The 17,840-nt window shown below is 41.6% G+C and carries 20 protein-coding genes; 15 read left to right on the top strand and 5 right to left on the bottom strand.

Annotated features, from left to right (window positions below; all coding sequences use genetic code 11):
• Nucleotides 1–323: hypothetical protein (locus ACZ9AO_RS13585; RefSeq protein WP_476109229.1), on the top strand; the 323-nt coding region annotated here is incomplete at its 5' end.
• A 12-nt stretch (nt 324–335) separates the two neighbouring features.
• On the opposite strand, the gene ACZ9AO_RS13580 is transcribed toward ACZ9AO_RS13585, so the two are convergent.
• Nucleotides 336–1,154: a thermonuclease family protein gene (locus ACZ9AO_RS13580; protein WP_251538829.1), complete on the bottom strand. Its 819-nt coding sequence runs from the start codon at nt 1,152–1,154 to the stop codon at nt 336–338.
• A gap of 179 nt (nt 1,155–1,333) precedes the next feature.
• Between ACZ9AO_RS13580 and ACZ9AO_RS13575 the strand changes: the two genes are divergently transcribed.
• The 7 genes from ACZ9AO_RS13575 (at nt 1,334) to ACZ9AO_RS13545 (ending at nt 7,371) form a co-directional block, all read left to right on the top strand.
• A complete protein-coding gene (locus tag ACZ9AO_RS13575) occupies nt 1,334–1,963 on the top strand; it encodes an ABC transporter ATP-binding protein (RefSeq protein WP_476109236.1) in 630 nt (209 codons plus the stop codon).
• Nucleotides 1,963–2,748, top strand: coding sequence for an ABC transporter permease (locus tag ACZ9AO_RS13570; RefSeq protein ID WP_251538833.1), 786 nt, complete (start codon nt 1,963–1,965; stop codon nt 2,746–2,748). The genes ACZ9AO_RS13575 and ACZ9AO_RS13570 overlap by 1 nt, the downstream gene beginning before the upstream one ends.
• A 202-nt stretch (nt 2,749–2,950) precedes the next feature.
• Nucleotides 2,951–3,217: a phosphocarrier protein HPr gene (locus tag ACZ9AO_RS13565; RefSeq protein ID WP_034314127.1), complete on the top strand. Its 267-nt coding sequence runs from the start codon at nt 2,951–2,953 to the stop codon at nt 3,215–3,217.
• Nucleotides 3,217–4,935 (top strand): phosphoenolpyruvate--protein phosphotransferase, encoded by a 1,719-nt coding sequence (gene ptsP / locus ACZ9AO_RS13560; RefSeq protein WP_048678209.1) that lies wholly within the window; start codon nt 3,217–3,219, stop codon nt 4,933–4,935. The genes ACZ9AO_RS13565 and ptsP overlap by 1 nt, the downstream gene beginning before the upstream one ends.
• Nucleotides 4,936–5,245: 310 nt before the next feature.
• Nucleotides 5,246–6,031 carry an SDR family oxidoreductase gene (locus ACZ9AO_RS13555; RefSeq protein WP_476109228.1) on the top strand — a complete coding sequence of 262 codons (786 nt, stop codon included), beginning with the start codon at nt 5,246–5,248 and terminating at the stop codon, nt 6,029–6,031.
• A 6-nt stretch (nt 6,032–6,037) separates the two neighbouring features.
• Entirely contained in the window at nt 6,038–6,940 is a 903-nt protein-coding gene (locus tag ACZ9AO_RS13550; RefSeq protein ID WP_476109227.1) for an NAD(P)-dependent oxidoreductase, read from the top strand.
• 65 nt (nt 6,941–7,005) lie between these two features.
• The gene (locus ACZ9AO_RS13545; RefSeq protein ID WP_034314117.1) at nt 7,006–7,371 is read left to right on the top strand and encodes a hypothetical protein; all 366 of its coding nucleotides are present in this window, start codon (nt 7,006–7,008) and stop codon (nt 7,369–7,371) included.
• A 101-nt stretch (nt 7,372–7,472) separates the two neighbouring features.
• Here ACZ9AO_RS13545 and ACZ9AO_RS13540 read toward each other — a convergent pair whose 3' ends face one another.
• Nucleotides 7,473–8,621, bottom strand: coding sequence for an aminotransferase A (locus ACZ9AO_RS13540; RefSeq protein WP_476109226.1), 1,149 nt, complete (start codon nt 8,619–8,621; stop codon nt 7,473–7,475).
• A 154-nt stretch (nt 8,622–8,775) separates the two neighbouring features.
• Here ACZ9AO_RS13540 and corA point away from each other — a divergent pair, with 154 nt between their 5' ends.
• Together corA and ACZ9AO_RS13530 are read left to right on the top strand one after the other, a co-directional pair.
• Nucleotides 8,776–9,750 carry a magnesium/cobalt transporter CorA gene (corA, locus tag ACZ9AO_RS13535; protein ID WP_476109225.1) on the top strand — a complete coding sequence of 325 codons (975 nt, stop codon included), beginning with the start codon at nt 8,776–8,778 and terminating at the stop codon, nt 9,748–9,750.
• A gap of 326 nt (nt 9,751–10,076) precedes the next feature.
• Nucleotides 10,077–10,988, top strand: a complete 912-nt coding sequence (locus ACZ9AO_RS13530) for a chemotaxis protein (protein ID WP_476109224.1) — start codon at nt 10,077–10,079, stop codon at nt 10,986–10,988.
• 49 nt (nt 10,989–11,037) lie between these two features.
• Here the strand turns inward: ACZ9AO_RS13530 and ACZ9AO_RS13525 are convergent, their stop codons facing one another.
• Complete coding sequence (locus tag ACZ9AO_RS13525; protein ID WP_063596360.1) at nt 11,038–11,544, bottom strand: YkyB family protein; 507 nt, start codon at nt 11,542–11,544, stop codon at nt 11,038–11,040.
• Between the two features lie 290 nt (nt 11,545–11,834).
• Complete coding sequence (locus ACZ9AO_RS13520; protein ID WP_370028936.1) at nt 11,835–12,146, bottom strand: hypothetical protein; 312 nt, start codon at nt 12,144–12,146, stop codon at nt 11,835–11,837.
• 162 nt (nt 12,147–12,308) lie between these two features.
• Between ACZ9AO_RS13520 and ACZ9AO_RS13515 the strand changes: the two genes are divergently transcribed.
• Both ACZ9AO_RS13515 and crcB read left to right on the top strand, forming a co-directional pair.
• Entirely contained in the window at nt 12,309–12,689 is a 381-nt protein-coding gene (locus tag ACZ9AO_RS13515; protein WP_251538839.1) for a fluoride efflux transporter FluC, read from the top strand.
• Complete coding sequence (gene crcB, locus ACZ9AO_RS13510) at nt 12,686–13,048, top strand: fluoride efflux transporter CrcB (RefSeq protein ID WP_048678196.1); 363 nt, start codon at nt 12,686–12,688, stop codon at nt 13,046–13,048. Before ACZ9AO_RS13515 ends, crcB begins: the two co-directional genes overlap by 4 nt.
• 170 nt (nt 13,049–13,218) lie before the next feature.
• On the opposite strand, the gene ACZ9AO_RS13505 is transcribed toward crcB, so the two are convergent.
• Nucleotides 13,219–14,082 carry a metallophosphoesterase gene (locus tag ACZ9AO_RS13505; RefSeq protein ID WP_251538841.1) on the bottom strand — a complete coding sequence of 288 codons (864 nt, stop codon included), beginning with the start codon at nt 14,080–14,082 and terminating at the stop codon, nt 13,219–13,221.
• 163 nt (nt 14,083–14,245) lie between these two features.
• Here ACZ9AO_RS13505 and ACZ9AO_RS13500 point away from each other — a divergent pair, with 163 nt between their 5' ends.
• The 3 genes from ACZ9AO_RS13500 (at nt 14,246) to ACZ9AO_RS13490 (ending at nt 17,810) form a co-directional block, all read left to right on the top strand.
• Complete coding sequence (locus ACZ9AO_RS13500) at nt 14,246–16,102, top strand: SLC13 family permease (protein ID WP_476109223.1); 1,857 nt, start codon at nt 14,246–14,248, stop codon at nt 16,100–16,102.
• Nucleotides 16,103–16,301: 199 nt separating this feature from the next.
• Nucleotides 16,302–17,507: an EAL domain-containing protein gene (locus tag ACZ9AO_RS13495; RefSeq protein WP_048687103.1), complete on the top strand. Its 1,206-nt coding sequence runs from the start codon at nt 16,302–16,304 to the stop codon at nt 17,505–17,507.
• Between the two features lie 75 nt (nt 17,508–17,582).
• The gene (locus ACZ9AO_RS13490) at nt 17,583–17,810 is read left to right on the top strand and encodes a hypothetical protein (RefSeq protein WP_048687102.1); all 228 of its coding nucleotides are present in this window, start codon (nt 17,583–17,585) and stop codon (nt 17,808–17,810) included.
• Nucleotides 17,811–17,840 lie beyond the last annotated feature (30 nt).

Here is a 17,840-nt window from a genome sequence, read left to right as displayed (position 1 = left end):
CGGGCGGTCGGAGAGCCTCCTCGGCGTGCCTGCGGGGTCTCACTTGCCACGCTTTTCCCGCAGGAGTCTCGTCCTTCCGTTCCAATCAACTTTGTGTTTTAAAAGAAAAAACTGCTGGCTCGTCTTATTCCGAACCCTGTTTAAGACTAGTTTTTTCTTCATGTTTTTTTCCTGTAATCCTTAATGGATGGAAGAAATATGCGACACTCCTGCCGAAAAACTGGCTGGCCGAGACCCTGCAGACGCTTTCTTTGATGAGGCTTGGCAGACAGTCGGCGGAAAGGGAGCGGATTTCTGAAATCAACTCGATCTTTTTTTTATAAAAACCGTATTTGTTAACTTTGCGATTTTCTGAATCCAGCATCCTGTGCGTCTTTTTCAGTACAAAACATTTCTTCTGGTTTAGTTATTTCGTAATATTGGCCCGAAGGAATGTGATAAATTTTATTGCCTTTGGAATTTATATTCCCTTTAATTTGCGGGTTATTGCAAGACCCAATGGGCTTTTCCACAGATGCTTCTTTTGACTTCGAATCATCGAACCCTTTTGAAGTTGCATAATTTTCGATTGACCAAATACCGATTTCGTCTTGTTGGGCTTGTTTTTGAATATTTTCCAATTCATCAAGGTATTTCGTGTTCGGTGCATAAACATAGGCTACCCTCGCCAGTCCTTTTTCCAGCAGGAGTTTATTCACCATTTTACCATCTACATAAAAATAGGCCAGCAGCCGGCCGTATTTATCTCTTTCACCTATGCCGGTTTCTACTTCCACTTTAGAGCCCGAAGGCATGAGTTCCTTGGCGAACTTGCTTGCTTCAGGTCCAAAAGGCTGAACGGGCTTGGATGGGTGCACGGTTTCTGGAGTATCTATCAACAGGAGCCTGACCGTTTCTTGATTTCCATTAGTCATTTTGATTTTTACTGTATCTCCGTCAATAACTTTGATGATCTCGGCAGTGAATGTCTTGCCTTTTTCTTCATTTGAAGAATCCGCACTGGAACGGGTGTCTTCGTTGGAAAGTGAATCTTCCTGTTTGGATTGATTGATCACGTTATCTGAAGCTGCCTGGCAGCCTGACAACGTGATCAGGCAAAGTGCAGTAAGGAGAAAAACATTCAGGTAAGAATGTAAAAAGGAATTTCCGTTCATGATAAGTCCCTCCATTTATTAAGGTGTTTTCCACGTCCGTCATGGATATATTCGGCAGGAATAATACTAACCTATAAAAATGCGAAAGAAAATGAAAATCTTTACATGCATCGCTACCCGATATCAGGATAGTTTCTTATAATGATATCGTGGAGTAAGGGAGGCAGGCGGGTAAAATGATATTCAGGCTAGAAAATATTAAATATAAAGGGATTTTGAATATTGATGATTTGGAAATACCGGCGTGTATGGTTACTTGTTTGACTGGGGAAAGCGGTTCAGGAAAAACCTCACTGCTACGGTTATTGAACAGGATGGATGACCCGGATAGCGGTTCGATTTATTATCAGGATCAGTTGCTGGTTGAATTCAACCCGATAGAGCTCCGGCGTAAAGTCACAATGCTTTCTCAGGCACCATTCACTTTACCGGGTACGATTGAAGAAAATCTTCAGATTGGCTTGGAATTAACGGAACGGGAAAAAAAGGATAAAGAAGAATTGGTTAAAGCACTTGAAACCGTCCAGTTGCAGAAGTCCTTAGACGAGAGTGCGGAGAATCTTTCTGGCGGGGAGAAACAGAGACTGGCACTGGCGAGGTTACTTTTATTGAACCCCGACGTGTATTTATTGGATGAGCCGACTTCAGCTCTTGATGAGGAAGCCGAGCTGACGGTCATGGGGCGTTTTTTAGAAGAAGTGAAGCGGGAAAAAGGAACGGTAATCATGATAACCCATTCAAAACAGCTGGCGGACATGTGTGCTGAGCATAGGATCGTTCTGAAAAAGGCGAAGGAGAGTGACTATTAATGGAGTCGAATGGGATAATAGATATTGAGTTCTGGCGTCTTTGTGCGGCCTACGTGTTTGTAGTGACTCTGCTCATAATCGTGAAATGGCGCGGGATTACACGGGAAAAGCAAATCATGCTCGCTACGGTGCGGATGACTGTCCAACTCATTCTCGCAGGATATGTTTTGACATATATCTTTGAAAATCCCCACCCGTTACTTTCTTTAGGATTTTTATGTGCGATGGCCCTGTTTTCCATCCATAATATTTTTAAGCAAGTGTCCCATACTCTTAATAAGAAAATCAAGAGGATGGTTATTTTAAGTATGTTGTCAGGTCCCATGGCTGCCTTGTTTTATTTTAATGTGGTCGTGATCCATTTCACGCCATGGTATGAGCCGAGGTACTTCATTCCAATTGCAGGGATGATTGTGGGGAATGCCATGACCGGAGTGACATTGGCGCTTAAAAACCTCCATGATGGGATTAGCGGTAATCGTGAAAAGGTAGAAGCGATGTTGATGCTTGGAGCGACTCCAGCGAAGGCTGTGAAGAAATATGTGGATGCTGCATTCGACTCGGCTGTGCTCCCGACTTTGAACAATATGCTCGGGATGGGGATTATCTTCCTTCCAGGAATGATGACAGGGCAAATCATGTCGGGGATAAGCCCGCTAATTGCTATTGAGTACCAGATTGCGATTCTGATTGGAATTCTCGGAAGTGTTTCATTAACGGTGGTCCTCTTCATTATGCTGAGTTTCAGGGCTTTTTTCACCAAAAATGCGCAGCTGTCCATTTAATCATTGAAGAATCTGAAAAGTAATAGTTGCAGTTCCATCTATATTTTTGTACTATTTTGTAGGTACCAATAGTTTTGGTTTGTTTGTTGGGAATGATAATGCTATCCTGATAAGGAAAAGGGCATTTCTTTTTTCATTTGGATAGAGAAAACCCCTTACATAACCTATTTTTGTTAATTTATCTTAAAGGAGATTGATCTATATGGTAGAAAAAACATTTACAGTAACTGCAGAAACAGGAATTCACGCTCGTCCGGCAACATTGCTTGTACAAGCTGCAGGAAAATTTGATTCAGAAATAAACCTTGCATATAAAGAGAAAAAAGTGAACCTTAAGTCCATTATGGGTGTAATGTCCCTAGGTATCGGCAAAGGGGCGGAAATTACGATTTCTGCTGAAGGAAGCGATGAAAACGATGCACTTAACACACTTGCTGAAACGTTGAACAGAGAAGGATTAGCAGAATAATGTCCACTTTGATTAGTGGAATAGCAGCTTCAAACGGAATAGCCATCGCTAAAGCCTATCGACTGACTGAGCCAGATTTATCGATTGTAAAAAGAAGCATAGAAGATGTCGGGGCTGAAATATCCCGTTTTAAGGAAGCTATTCAAAAGTCAACAAATGAATTGGAAATAATTAGGGATAAAGCCGAAAAGGATCTAGGGGCCGATAAAGCCGCAATCTTTGACGCGCACCTGCTTGTTTTGGCTGATCCGGAACTTATCACCCCAATTCAGGATAAAATACAATCAGAAAACGTCAACGCAGAGTTTTCTTTAAATGAAACCGCAAGCATGTTCATTACGATGTTTGAACAAATGGATAATGAATACATGAAGGAACGAGCAGCGGATATCCGTGACGTCACGAAACGGGTGCTGTCACATCTTTTAGGTGTTCATATTCCTAATCCGAGCATGATTGCTGAAGAAGTGATCATCATTGCGGAGGATTTAACTCCATCCGATACAGCACAGTTGAATCCGGCATATGTTAAAGGATTTACGACCGATATCGGTGGACGTACATCCCATTCAGCCATAATGGCCCGTTCATTGGAAATTCCAGCAGTCGTTGGAGCGAAGTCAGTGACCTCTTCCATTGAAAATGGTGACTTGGTCATAATTGACGGGTTAAAGGGTGAAGTCCACATCAATCCCACTCCTGAACTCGTGAAACGCTACGAAGAGGAGCAGGAAGCCTATGCCAGGCAAAAAGCTGAGTGGGCGAAACTTGTTCATGAAAAAACCGTTACGAATGATGGCCATCATGTGGAATTGGCAGCCAATATTGGCACGCCGAAAGATCTGGAGGGCGTACATCAAAATGGCGGTGAAGGCATCGGGTTATATCGTACGGAATTTCTTTATATGGGCAGAAATGACTTTCCAAGTGAAGAAGAACAGTTCGAGGCATACAAAGCGGTGCTGGAAGGAATGTCAGGGAAGCCTGTAGTCGTCAGGACGCTTGATATAGGCGGAGACAAGGAGTTGCCTTATTTAGAGCTTCCTAAGGAAATGAACCCTTTCCTAGGCTACCGTGCGATTCGCCTTTGCTTAAATGAGCAGGAGATATTCCGGACCCAGCTCCGTGCCCTGCTTCGTGCAAGCATTTACGGGGACTTGAAGATCATGTTCCCGATGATTGCCACACTGGCTGAATTCCGCGAAGCTAAAGCAGTCTTGGCTGAAGTCAGGCAGGAATTGCTTGATAATGGTATTCAAGTTGCTGAAAAGATTGAAGTCGGAATCATGGTTGAAATCCCTTCAACTGCAGTGATGGCGGATATATTTGCTAAGGAAGTCGATTTCTTCAGCATAGGCACTAATGACTTGATTCAGTATACGATGGCCGCTGACCGAATGAATGAGAGAGTATCTTATTTATATCAACCATACAATCCAGCGATTTTACGCTTGGTTAAAATGGTCATAGATGCAGCTCATAAAGAAGGGAAATGGGCCGGAATGTGCGGAGAAATGGCTGGAGATGAAGTGGCCATCCCGATTTTAATCGGATTGGGCCTTGATGAATTCTCAATGAGTGCCACTTCGATTTTAAAAGCACGTTCTTTAATTAGCCAACTTTCGCTTGAAGAGATGAAAAAACTATCTCAGGAAGTTCTAGGGCTGGACACGAATGATAATGTGAAAGAAGCGGTTGTTAACGCTTTGAAGAAATAATTAAATCAGGAAAACAGCACCCCATCCATTAGAACCTTCGGATGGGGTGCTGTCCTGTAGTTCTTGTTTAATTTAAAGAAAAAATGGTTTAGTGCACCAAAATGGGGGTAAATAAAAAGCAAGCACAGTTGTTTAGCTCTTTTAGGGCAGCTGACATTCTCATTTCCCCCTTTGAAGCCGGTTGGTTATCCAACCGGCTATTTTTTTTTGCAAATAAAAAATCATAAAAATGATTATTCAGATTTTTCACTTTACGGTTATAACGATATAATGGAATTATATTTTTAAGAATATGGAGGTTAGATATGATATGGAATTACATTTGGAAAAGAAAAATGCCTTGATTTTAGCTTCAAGTCAAGGTTTGGGGAAGGCTATGGCAGCCGAATTGGTTAAAGAAGGAGCAAATGTCATGCTAGCCAGCCGTGATGGAGAAAAGCTAGCCGCCGTACAAAGGGAATTATCGCAGCTTGGGACGGGTAAAGTTTCTTATATGGTAACGGATATAACAAAAGCTGAAGATATTAAAAGCCTGGTTGCGCAAACCGCTGAAGAATTCGGCGGTATCGATATTCTTATTAATAATGCCGGAGGTCCTCCAGGAGGTTCCTTTTCAGATTTCAATGATGAAGAATGGCAACAATCTTTTGAACTTAATTTACTAAGCTTCATAAGGACGATCCGTGAGAGCTTGCCACATTTAAAAAAACAAGGCGGGAAAATCGTTAATATTGCTTCTTCATCCATTAAGGAACCGATTCCAGGACTGATATTATCGAATACATTCCGGACGGCAATCGTTGGTTTGTCGAAGACGTTAGCTTCAGAATTAGCACCAGACAGGATTTTGATCAATACAGTCGGTCCAGGAAGAATCGCAACGGATCGCGTTCATCACCTTGATAAGATGAATGCAGAGAAACAAGGCGTCACTCCTGAGGAGATGACTGAACAATCCATTAACAAAATCCCTCTTGGGCGTTATGGGGAACCCGAGGAATTTGCAAAGTTCGTTACTTTCCTTGTTTCAGGTGCTAATACATATATAACGGGGCAGTCCTATTTAGTTGACGGAGGAATGATAAAGTCCATTTAAGTTTTTTTGAAACAAAATGATTGGGAGGAATCTGCATTGATGCAATCGAACAAAGTGATCGGCTTCATTGGTTTAGGAGTTATGGGAAAAAGCATGGCCGCACATCTGCTTAAGGCGGGGTATGAGGTATTTGTTTATACAAGGACGAAAGATAAGGCAAGTGAACTGCTCTCACAGGGAGCGAAGTGGGCAGCTGCTCCAAAGGAAATTACGCAAAATGCTAATGTGATCATTTCCATGGTGGGATACCCTAGTGATGTGGAAGAAATCTATCTTGGGGAAAATGGCCTTATCGAGAACGGGAAACAAGGAACTTATTTAATCGATATGACGACCTCGACTCCAACTTTGGCAGTGAAGATAGCAGAGGAAGCGAAGAAAAGGGGAATGGAATCATTGGATGCACCGGTTTCCGGTGGAGATATCGGTGCTCGTGATGCAAAGCTCACGATCATGGCCGGCGGGTCTAGTGAGGCATTTGAAGCGGTCCGGCCCATTTTTGATATCCTTGGCAGCAATGTTGTCCATCAAGGCCCGGCTGGCTCAGGACAGCATACGAAAATGTGCAATCAAATCGCCATTGCATCCAATATGATCGGAGTGACTGAAGCGATTTCCTATGCCAAAAAGGCGGGGTTGGATCCGGACCGGGTATTAAGAAGCATATCATCGGGGTCTGCCGGGAGCTGGTCATTGTCCAATCTCGTACCGCGGATGGTTGAAGGGGATTTTGAACCTGGTTTTTATATTAAGCATTTTATCAAGGATATGAAGATTGCACTTGATGAAGCGGAAAGAATGGGAATGGACGCTCCTGGATTAAGCCTGAGCAAATCCCTGTATGAGGGGCTGGCAGAAGCTGGCGAAGAAAATAGCGGTACACAGGCATTATATAAACATTATAATTAAGTGCTAGCATTTCTTTATCATGAATAAGCTGATAGCGACAGCCTTTACAAAAAGGAGTGAAAGCTATGGGCGAATTCGATGATATCAATATGAAATTCCAGGAATTAGAAGATGGTCGATATATTGTAAGGATTGAAGGTTTTAAACGAGAAAAAACCATTCATCAAACAAAGCCCATTCGTTGGGATCTGAAATTAATGAATGAAAGTCCGCTAATCTTGCCGGTGAAATTCAGTCATATCGAAACGAATGCCGGTTTTCAGATACTGATGCGCGAATTGAAGAGCTTAGGCTTTTCAAAGCCGCGTTCCGCAAAGGAATTTGAAGAAGTGATGGCTGATTTACTTGGGTCCATCGTTGAAGTGAGCCTTACCACGACAAATAAGGAAGAAGGATATCGGGAAATTCGTTTTTTACGAAGATTGTATTAGTTGGCGGCAAGGTGAAAAAACTTAGGTAGCCTGACATCCTCGAACATTGGAAAGTGGCCTTCAATTGTCCATTCAATTGAAGGCCACTATTTTTTTTGTGATTACTTTTTAGCTAAAAAAGCTTCAATACGGTCCAAGGCCTTTTCCAGGGTCTCCATGGAATAAGCATAAGATATCCTGAAGTACCCTTCGCCAAGGGGAGAGAAGGCATCTCCAGGGACCACTGCCACTTTTTCCTGTTGAACAAGCTTGAGGCAAAAATCAAGGGAAGAGGCATAGCCTTCAGGCAGCTTTATAAAGAAGTAAAAGGCACCATTTGGTTTGACTATTTCCAGTTTCATCGCTTGTAAGCGGCTGTACACGTATTCCCGTCTCCGTGCATACTCAGTCTTCATGGGTATTGCATCATTTCTGCCTGCCGTCAATGCTGCCAAGGCAGCTCTCTGCGATATGGAGGCGGCACATGTCACATTGTATTGGTGAACCTTCAGGAGATGCTGAGAGATGGCTGCAGGCGCAAACAGAAGGCCGATCCTCCATCCGGTCATGGAATGGGATTTGGACAATCCGTTCAGGACGATGGTTTGTTCTTTTAAGAAAGTGGCAATCGAAACATGCTCCTGATCGAATACCAGCTCACTGTATATCTCATCAGCCAATATGAAGATGTCCTTGCCCCTGACAAGTTCGGCAATGTCCAATAATTCTTCGGCAGTTAATGTAACCCCGGTCGGATTCGATGGATAGGGCAGAACGATGCACCGAGTGTGTTCAGTTATGTACTTTTCAAGTATATCTGCCGTCAAACGAAATCCATTTTTTGTTGTATCGGCATAAACCGGTGTTGCGCCGCACATCTTAATGATGGGTTCGTATCCCGGATATACCGGACCCGGTAATATTACTTCGTTCCCTGGGATGAGGATCGTCCGAAATGTAATGTCTATGCCTTCGCTGGCACCAGAGGTCACGATCACTTCAGTCGCCGGATCATAGTTAAGCTTGTATTTATCTTTTACATAATTTGAAGCGGCTTCCCTTAATTCCAGATAGCCCGCATTGTGAGTATAAACGGTATAGTCATTATCGATAGCTTGTTTTGCCGCTTCTTTAATATGCATCGGAGTTGGAAAATCAGGCTGCCCTATCGTTAAGGAAATGGTGCCTTCGATATCAGCGACCATATTGTAGAATTTACGGATTCCTGAAATTTGAACGTCTTTTACTAGAGGGTTTATTAAATGTTCCATCTATGAATATCCTCCCTTTTCTAACTACATGAATGATGTCCTGTTTGACTCATTCATTCTATTTTATCATTTAGTTTGGAGGGGGAGAAAACTTTTTGTGATTAATGAATTAAAGGTATAATGTATGATAAGAAAATTTTGAGGGTTGATACATATGATAAGGACTTGCGCAATTACTTCAAATCATGAAGTCAGTTTTGGTTTACCGCTAACGGAAATGGATAATCCGGAAATCGAGTGGTACTGGGTGGATTTTTCCAATCCCACAAACAAGGAAATCGAACTTTTAACCAATCATTTTCAATTTCATCCGCTGGCAATTGAAGATTGCCTGGATGATTTTAATCAACGTCCCAAAATGGATTTTTATGAAGGCTACCAATTTCTTGTGATTCATGCTTTAAGGGAGAAGGTATTTAAAGCAGTGGAATTGGATATGTTTGTTGGTGAAAAATGGATAGTCAGTTTTCATAAGGAAGATTTACTTGAACTGGAAAAGGTATGGGAAGAAATTGCCGGTAATAAAATGTTGAAGCAAAGTCCATTTTTCTTATTGCATAGGATAATTGACAGGATCGTCGATGAATTCTTCCCGCCTGTTTATAAAATTGAAAGCGAATTGGGCAGCATAGAGGAAAATACTGAAAATGACGCGATTAACGAATTGATGGATCAGCTTTTCGATTTACGTACAGATATGTCCAGGCTCCGTCGGACCATATTGCCGATGCGTGATTTATTGTACAGAATGATTTCATCGGAGCGTCTGAATTACTTGAAAGATCAGCATCTTTATTTTAATGATGTGTACGATCATCTTCTTAAATTGACTGAAATGCTTGAATCGTATCGAGATTTTTCGTCCGATATCCGTGATAGCTATTTATCTGTGAACTCTAATAATATGAATTCAACGATGATGACATTGACTGTCATCACTACCATTTTCATGCCGCTGACCTTCATAGTGGGCGTATATGGGATGAATTTTGAATATATGCCGGAATTAAATTGGCATTATGGCTATTTCCTCATTCTTGGAACGATGGGCGGTATCGCCTTGATGATGTTTTTATTCTTTGTAAAAAAAGGTTGGCTCAATCCTAAGAAAAGGTCGCGAAAGAGATAAGACTCAGTTGAGAAATTGGTGAGTATGCAGTATTTTGTTTGCGCGGCAGAGGTTTATATCGAAGGGATAGGCATACGAACGATATGGTGGCGGAATGACAGTGGTTAAAAATGAGCTTGGAATAAGGGGGACTCAGATGGGTCCCTTTTTTGTTTGGGCTTTAATAAATGATCACTTCTGGATTTTTTTTATCCATGCTCTAAACAAAAGAAATATTTAACCGAATTATTAGGTATGAGTTCATTGATGAAACCATGATATTTTTCATAGCGGTTTAATGATTTATGAAATTTTGAAATGAAAAAGCAGAAGGGCGAGATGAAACAATGGAAGCAAATAAAGGAATATTACTGGAAAGTGGAACGAATGAGCTTGAGATAGTGGAATTCGGTCTCGGAAAGAATAAATTCGGCATTAACGTAATTAAGGTGAAGGAAATCATCAATCCTGTCTCCATCACGCTTGTCCCTCATTCCCATCCAAATGTGGAGGGAATCATCGAGCTTCGCGGAGAAGTCCTGCCAGTTGTGAATGTCGCGGATGCTTTAGGGTTTCCGCCATCTGAAACTCCTGAGCAGGATAAATTCATAGTGGCTGAATTCAATCAGCAAAAAGTGGTTTTCCATGTCCATACCGTAACACAGATCCACCGTATTTCCTGGTCCCAAATCGAAAAGCCTTCGGATATGTATCAGGGCCTTGAAAGTCAGATTATCGGAGTAATAAAATTAAATAGTGAACTGTTACTGTTACTCGATTTTGAAAAAATAGTGGTCGAAATCAATCCAGAATCAGGAATAAACATCCAACAGGTAAAAAAGCTTGGTATCCGGCAAAATTCTGACAAGAGAATCCTGATTGCTGAAGATTCACCATTACTGAGAAAGCTGCTGTTCGATACATTGTCAGAAGCAGGATTCAAGTACTTGGAGTTTTATGAGAATGGACTTGATGCATTTAATTATCTTGAGAATTTGATTGAATCAGGAAAAGTGGTTGAAGATGAAGTGCAACTGGTGATTACCGATATTGAGATGCCTCAGATGGATGGACATCATTTGACTAGAAGAATAAAGGAAAACGGGGAACTCGCTGGGCTGCCGGTGATTATTTTCTCTTCATTGATTACTGACAGCCTGCGTCATAAAGGTCAGGTCGTAGGGGCTGACGCGCAAATCAGCAAGCCTGAAATTGCAGAGCTTATAAAGTTGATAGACAGATTGGTATTATGCATGTGAAAACGGGCCGATGAGGCGTTACCTCACGGCCCGTTTGGTTTATCAATGATCAATACTTGGAACCTTTTCCTAAAAAGGTAGATGGGAATGGATTGTTAAAAGGTTGCTTGACCGACCTGCGCCCGTGAGCCCTTTTCTCGGTATTGGTTGTGTTCGGTTGTTTTTCACCTGCTTGTCCAACGTAAGATTGCAGGATCTGTTTGGCCTTGGATAATGACAACGCGGCTTTAGGGTTCCGTATGGAGGCTGCCCGGCTGCCGAGGTGGGGTAGTTTTTTCAAATCTTCCTTAGTGGGAGGTAAATGAAAAACATATGATCCGCATTCGACAATGACGTCGGATTGCTGTGCTGCAAAGCGAGGGTTATCAGAGAAATGAAGTCCAATCTTCTTCGCTTTTCCTTCTTGCATAAGCTTGCTTAATGCGAGCCGTTTTAAATTATATAAATTCTTTGGCTCCAATGCAGTCTTTGCATGTTTATTGACAATAAACACGGCTTGGGCAAGGGAGTTTATCGAAAACTCATCCCTTTCAGAATGTCCTTTCGTTTGGTTCATTAGTGGAAACTCCTTTTCTTAATAAGGTTAGAAGGACGTTACATACAGACTTCCTTCAGGAAAAACCTGTTTTATATATTGGTTGAAATAGAGACGTGTGTGCAACCAGGCAGAAAATAGTGAAAAAATTAAGCATGTACACCTCTAGGGTATGACCATCATTTCCCAACACTTTACCATCTATTCATTTTCATATTATACCACTTCAAAATATATAGGGAAGTAAAATTCAATCGGACTCCTTTTGGTCCAAGAAAAAGAAGGCGTTTATGTCGCCTTCTGTCCAACTCTTATTGAGTGTAGATATTGATATTTTCAGATACCCCAGCCTGTGCGCCGAATTGTTGTTGCTGGTAACCCTGAAAGCCTTGATAGGGAGGGTACGCTGGATAAGCAGGGTAAGGAGGGTAGGCGGGCGGGTATGGAGGAGGATATGGAGGATAGACAGGTGGACGGTTATTGAATAGCAACGGTCCAATTGCCAATCCTGCAACAAAAGCTACAGGAGCCAATAGAGGAAAGAAAGGAAAGAAGCGCTCGTCATTCCAATATTCAGGTCCATATTCATTCCCATATGCATTTCTGTAATCGTTCTGCAGCATTATGGTCTGTGGATAGTGATAGTAAGGTAAATACTGTGTTTGCATAATTAGCCTCCTTTTCTCAAATTCTTTATATAGTATGGATTTTTTTAAGAAAAGAGCCTGTTTCATCTTAATCTGTTATAATGAATCTACTTATGATAAAAATTTGGGGTGACCTTGATGGATCGGTTTAAAAGCATTTTTGCAGTCGGTTTTGGAGGAGCGGCTGGAGCGATATTGCGTTATTGCGTAATCTTGACTGCCGGCCATTCCTTCTTCCCGCTTGGAACCCTCTTAATAAATATAGTAGGCAGCTTTTTACTTGGAATGATAAATGGGTATTTCGCCTCGAAAAAGAAATCATTTGTTTTTTTGGCGCTGGGCAGCGGGTTTTGCGGCGGTTTTACCACGATGTCCACATTTTCTCAGGAAGTGGTGAATCTCCTGCAGACTTCTCTGCCATTGGCGGGAATGTATCTTGGAGCCACGCTTTTATTTGGTTTGGTCGCTGGTTTCCTTGGACTGGGCCTGTTTAAAAAACGGAGAGGTGAGACTCTTTGATTGAGGTTCTTTCAGTTTTTATAGGAGGCTTTTTTGGGGCGGCCTCTAGATATGTCTTGCAGATTATTTTTAATAGGCTATTGCCAGCCGTCTCGATACCCGTTAGCATTTTACTGATTAATCTTATAGGATCCTTTGGGCTGGGAATGGTGTTGCCACAGAAAGAAAGCTGGGCTTTATCTTTGCAGGTTTTTCTGACGATAGGTTTCCTGGGCGCTTTTACGACCTTTTCAACATTCAGTATGGAAACGCTTGAACTTATTAGAAAACACCGTTATATAGATTGCCTTATCTATATAACGGTGTCTGTTTTAGGTTGTATCGGCACTTTCCTATGTGGCTATTTAATTATGGTATAACCTTTATGGCAATTACCACGGGTACTGGTAAAAAAAACCTGGTTTTCTCAGATATACATCTAATGCTATAATTCATAGGAGTCGATTACAAATGATTCATGGCAACAAGTTGTTTTATCCGCACAGGTTTTGTTAATAAGTCTGGCCGTTTCCCTTGTGTTCTTTTTCTATCATTTTTCGGCTTGGAATTCGTAAACAGTTAACTCCGGACGTGAAAGAAAACGATAGGGGAGACGGGTAGTGCCAAGGCCTCTATTAACATGTAAGGTTAATGAATCGATTTCATACGTGCCTTCCCGGTACTTTTCAGCGTATGGGGGGGTTACTAGGGCACCAGCGAAGGGAATTTGCACTTGACCTCCATGACTGTGCCCGCTTATTTGATACTGGATGTCGTAAGTCCTTGATATGTCGGCAAGGTCAGGGGCATGTGAAAGCATGATGGTGAACACTTCTTTCGGGATGCCGAAAAGGGCTTTTTCAAAATCCGGCTTTCCTAGCATGGCATCATCAACACCGGCAATGATTATTTCTTCAGCCGATAATAAGGTTATCTTAGCTGAGGTATTTTGCAACATGGTAAAATGGGATTTTTCCATGATATCGCTGTAAATTTCTGAGCCATATCCCCCATGATCATGGTTACCATAGATGCTGAATTTTCCAAGCGGCGCTTTGAGCTGATTCAAAACGAGAGGGATTTTCTGGTGAGCCTTGTATTTATTAGGCTGGTCCATTAAATCTCCAGTAAATAAAATAACATCAGGGTCCAGTTCGTTTACCTTATTGACAATGGCTTGTAAATCTTTAAGCTGAAATTGGAAGCCTAAATGCGTATCGCTGAATTGGACCATTTTCATGCCATGAAAACCTTTTGGGATAAGCGGATGGCTGATGATTTTATGCTTGGTTTCCAACCATTTCGGCTCCAAATTATGGGCATAATAGTTTCCGCCAATACCTAAACCGGTTAAGGTAGCCAAAGTACCAAGACTTTTCTTTAAGAATGTTCTTCTGGAAATGGGTTTATTCAAATTAATCAACCTATCTAATATAAAAATGTTACTTCCTCATACTAACAAACAATATACATAAATTGAAGAAAATATCTTCTATAAGCCTATGAAAAACATGTAAACTGGGGTTTGATGAAACCGTATCCGGTTTGAAATTGAACATCTATACGGAGGTAACATGATGACCGAACCAATGTTTATTACACTGATTATACTTCTATGCGCGATTGCGCTTTTTATACAAGGAAAATTTCGAGCAGATTTAATTGCACTTAGTGCACTATCCATTCTGGGGTTACTGGGGATTCTTACATTGGATGAACTAGTGGCCGGTTTTGCGAATCAAGTGGTCATCATGCTGGCTGGGCTATTTATAGTCGGTGCCGGCCTGTTAAATACAGGAATCGTGGAAAAGGCAGGAAATAAGTTGTTGGGTTTATGTGGGGGCAGTGAATGGAAATCGCTGCTTATCGTCATGCTGACAGCAGGAATATTAAGTGCTTTTTTAAGCGGAACTGGAATTGTTTCCATACTGCTACCGCTCGTCATGAGCATGGCCTTACAACAAAAAACAAGTCCGACAAGGTATTTATTACCCCTTGCCTATGCAAGCAGTATTGGAGGGCTATTAACACTTACAGGTACTCCCTCCAATATGATCGTCGCTGATGTATTACGGCAAAATGGAATAGGGAATTTATCATTTTTTGACTTTACACCTGTGGGCTTAGTCGCCTTTGCAGCAGGGTTATTCTTCATGTTGACACTCGGACGCCTGTTGCTTCCCGAGAAGACCATTGCAGCGAACAATAGTGTAAAGGGACTGTCGGCAGGGGAGCTTGCCGGCATGTACAAAGTATATGACCGATTGCATTATCTGCATATACCCGCTACTTCCGATATTGTTGGGGAAAGGCTGTCGGACCTCCAGCTTCCTATTCAGTATGAATTGACTTTAATTGAAATCCAGCGGAAGCCGAAGGATAAGCAATTGCCGCTGTTGCAAAGGCAGCAGACGATTTCAGCCAGGGCGGATGAGGTTCTTCACCCTGAAGATATCATTTTGGTGTTTGGAGAAGAAGAAGCAGTTGAGAGATTGGCACTTAACTATGAGCTGGAATTTAAACATTTCAATACCGAGCAAATAAAGAAACATTTTCTTAGCAGTAGATTTGGATTGACGGAAATATTGATCGTCCCGAACTCGGATTATGAAAATCAAACTTTGATAGATGTCCATTTTCGTGAGAAATACCAATGTAATGTACTGGCAATCAATCGGAATGGCGAATATATTCAAGCGGATGTCGGTACGGAACGCCTGAAACCGGGGGATGCAATCCTGATACATGGAGAATGGGAGAACATTGAAAGGATTTCCTCGGATTTGCAGGATGTCATCGTTATTGGGAGTACATCGGAAGATGGCTCTCCGGTGAATTCCAAGGGCAAAGCTTGGATTGCCTTGGGAATCACTGCTTTGATGGTCATTCTTTTATCGATGGAGTCCGTCCCTGCTGTTCTGTCGGTATTGACGGCCGCATTGTTGATGGTGGTTACTGGCTGTGTCCGTTCGATGGAGGAAGCTTACCAAAAGATTAACTGGGAACCTGTGCTATTGATAGCTGCCATGTTCGGAATAACGGCTGCATTGGATAATACGGGTGGAGTGAGAATGATAAGTGATTGGCTGGCCGTTTTATTCAGTAATATCGGAGCACACGGCATTTTAGCGGTCTTTTACCTCCTGACACTGATCCTGAGCCAATTCATCCCGTATGGAGCCGCGACGGTTATCATGACGCCCATCGCCCTGACATCTGCGGTTAATCAAGGAATCGATCCACTTCCTGTGTTTCTATGCCTTGCCGTTGCTGGCAGTTTGGCGTTATCCACTCCAAGGGTTGCCACTACCAACGCGCTTGTCATGACGGCAGGTGATTACAAGCATAAAGATTTTATCATGATCGGGATATCCATACAGATCTTCATTGGCGTTATCATGGTGATTACGATACCATGGTTCTTCCCTTTCTGATAAGTCATAAGGCATTGTCCACTAATGGGCAATGTCTTTTCAGTGTGCTTCTTTTAAATTGGATAGGATGAATGGGGAATTTTAATGCACTGAAAAAAGAGTTATGCAGTAGGAATTAAAATTATTTATTATCAATGCAAGAAACTAATGGTATAATTTTGGCATATTGGTGTTTTCGTAATTAGGGGGAAGATGCATCATGGATACAGAAAAGATATTAAAGAATTTAGACAGGGTGACACCATTCTTTCAACCGATTTTCAGTGCAGATCAACATCAGGTAATCGGGTATGAAATTCTAGGGCGCTATGAGGAACAATCTGAATATAAAAGCCTTGGCCCATTTTTTCACGATTCTGCAGTGCCGGAAGAGTATAGGGTGGAAGTGGATAATTACGTACTTGAAATTGCCTTGGAGAGAATAAAAGACTATGGTGAAGATTTTCTTATCTTTATCAACAGAGATCCTAATTTGCTTATGCTGGATCATGGCGAAGAATTCATGGAGATTTTACATCGTCATTTTCAACCGGAGGAAATGCACCGGATCGTGTTGGAATTATCAGACACGATCAGTCCGGAAAACTTAGATCCTCTGCAGCATGTGCTTGCTTACTTTAAAACATATGGGATTAAGATAGCTTTAGATCATTTAGGACAAGATACGCAACTGGACCGAATCGCACAGATTTCTCCGAATATTTTAAAAGTTAACTTGGACCAGCTTCGCATTTCAGGTGGAGATGCCTATCAGGTCATCCTGTTTTCTTTAAGCATGCTAGCACGTAAAATCGGCGCCAACTTACTATTCGAGAACATTGAGTCCGAATACCAGCTTCGCTTTGCATGGAAGAATGGGGGACGATATTATCAAGGGTATTTCTTGGCGAAACCGGAAGGCGAATTCATCAATAAAGATTTACTTCGTGAAAAATTCCATCAAGAATGCCAGTCCTTCATTTCTTTAGAGACCAAGAAGCTTGAAGCCGTTTATCAAAAGACTTTGCAATTCAACGAGAATATGCAAAACTTCTTAAAACAGCATAAGCGGGCCGGCTCCCATGAAGAGTTTCTCGGAGTTTTGGCGAAAAAATTGGATTCAATATGTTTTCGTCTATATATATGTGATGAAGAGGGGTATCAAAAATCCCCCAATATCCTCCATAAGGACGGGCAATGGATAGTCCAACCGAGTTATATGAATAAAAATTGGAGCTGGAGACCTTATTTCCTCGAAAATATTGTAAAGATGCGTAACGAGAAAAAAGGAAGGCTATCCGATTTATACAGTGATATTGAAACGGGGGAGACCATTCGGACCTTTTCCTATCCACTGAATAATAAGGAATATATTTTCTGTGATCTTTCTTATAGTTATTTATATGAAAATGAAGCACTATTATAAAAAAACGATTCATGAATATAATCGCTTTAAATGTGTAACGATAAGCAGAAATGATGCGCTTGGAGGAGACATATTTTGAGCACGTACATCTGGATTCTAATCATAATCGTTACAGTCATGGCGTTATATCTGCTCTTTTATACTTATTCTGTAGCAAGGGCACAGAAAGTGAAAGCCAGATATGATTCGACTATCGATGATTCAGTTAAGGAACATCCTTATTTAAAGAACCCGATATTCGTTTCTCTTTTTATTGGGACGATTTTGGTTGCCGGTTTTATTTTTTACTATGCTTTTCGATAGTAGTAAGAAGAAGATTTCAATATCATGAAA

Source organism: Peribacillus sp. TE19612 (genome assembly GCF_056279465.1).
Note: the sequence above shows the minus strand (reverse complement) of the source record. Positions and strands in the feature narration are given on the sequence as shown.

Excerpts from the sequence above, each read along its gene's own strand:
- ACZ9AO_RS13530 (WP_476109224.1), top strand. The coding sequence starts at position 10,077 with ATGGAAGCAAATAAAGGAATATTACTGGAAAGTGGAACGAATGAGCTT.
- ACZ9AO_RS13495 (WP_048687103.1), top strand. The coding sequence starts at position 16,302 with ATGGATACAGAAAAGATATTAAAGAATTTAGACAGGGTGACACCATTC.
- ACZ9AO_RS13525 (WP_063596360.1), bottom strand. The coding sequence starts at position 11,544 with ATGAACCAAACGAAAGGACATTCTGAAAGGGATGAGTTTTCGATAAAC.
- ACZ9AO_RS13520 (WP_370028936.1), bottom strand. The coding sequence starts at position 12,146 with ATGCTGCAGAACGATTACAGAAATGCATATGGGAATGAATATGGACCT.
- ACZ9AO_RS13570 (WP_251538833.1), top strand. The coding sequence starts at position 1,963 with ATGGAGTCGAATGGGATAATAGATATTGAGTTCTGGCGTCTTTGTGCG.
- ACZ9AO_RS13540 (WP_476109226.1), bottom strand. The coding sequence starts at position 8,621 with ATGGAACATTTAATAAACCCTCTAGTAAAAGACGTTCAAATTTCAGGA.
- ACZ9AO_RS13545 (WP_034314117.1), top strand. The coding sequence starts at position 7,006 with ATGGGCGAATTCGATGATATCAATATGAAATTCCAGGAATTAGAAGAT.
- ACZ9AO_RS13515 (WP_251538839.1), top strand. The coding sequence starts at position 12,309 with ATGGATCGGTTTAAAAGCATTTTTGCAGTCGGTTTTGGAGGAGCGGCT.
- ACZ9AO_RS13500 (WP_476109223.1), top strand. The coding sequence starts at position 14,246 with ATGACCGAACCAATGTTTATTACACTGATTATACTTCTATGCGCGATT.
- corA (WP_476109225.1), top strand. The coding sequence starts at position 8,776 with ATGATAAGGACTTGCGCAATTACTTCAAATCATGAAGTCAGTTTTGGT.
- ACZ9AO_RS13565 (WP_034314127.1), top strand. The coding sequence starts at position 2,951 with ATGGTAGAAAAAACATTTACAGTAACTGCAGAAACAGGAATTCACGCT.
- ACZ9AO_RS13580 (WP_251538829.1), bottom strand. The coding sequence starts at position 1,154 with ATGAACGGAAATTCCTTTTTACATTCTTACCTGAATGTTTTTCTCCTT.
- ptsP (WP_048678209.1), top strand. The coding sequence starts at position 3,217 with ATGTCCACTTTGATTAGTGGAATAGCAGCTTCAAACGGAATAGCCATC.
- ACZ9AO_RS13555 (WP_476109228.1), top strand. The coding sequence starts at position 5,246 with ATGGAATTACATTTGGAAAAGAAAAATGCCTTGATTTTAGCTTCAAGT.